Here is a 584-nt window from a genome sequence, read left to right as displayed (position 1 = left end):
CGCAAACGGATGTGAGAGTAAAACTCGTTTAGCCGTTCTAGCCAAAATTACTGTTACACCAGCACCAACGACAACACAGTCAACACAAACATTCTGTGAGATCGTAAACCCAACAGTAGCGAACTTACAAGCAACAGGAACAACAATTCAGTGGTATACTGCTGCTACAGGTGGAACAGCTTTAGTAGCAACAGTAGCTTTAGTAGACGGAACAACGTATTACGCTTCTCAAACCGCAAACGGATGTGAAAGTAAAACTCGTTTAGCCGTAACTGCAAAAATCACTAAAACACCGGCACCAACGACAACGCAGTCTACACAGACTTTCTGTGAGATTGCTAATCCAACAGTAGCGAACTTACAAGCAACAGGAACAACTATTCAGTGGTATACTGCTGCAACGGGTGGAACTGCTTTAGCGTCAACAGTAGCTTTAGTGGATGGAACGACATATTACGCTTCTCAAACCGCAAACGGATGTGAGAGTAAAACTCGTTTAGCCGTTCTAGCCAAAATTACTGTTACACCAGCACCAACGACAACACAGTCTACACAAACATTTTGTGAGATTATAAATCCAACAG

General features: G+C 43.0%; 1 protein-coding gene. It reads left to right on the top strand.

The features are described 5' to 3' along the window. On the top strand, positions 1 to 584 hold a 584-nt coding region (locus tag P6733_RS17890; protein ID WP_459553644.1), incomplete at both ends, for an Ig-like domain-containing protein.

This window comes from Flavobacterium aerium (assembly GCF_030766725.1).
GTDB lineage: Bacteria > Bacteroidota > Bacteroidia > Flavobacteriales > Flavobacteriaceae > Flavobacterium > Flavobacterium aerium.
This window is presented reverse-complemented; position numbering and strand designations above follow the sequence as displayed.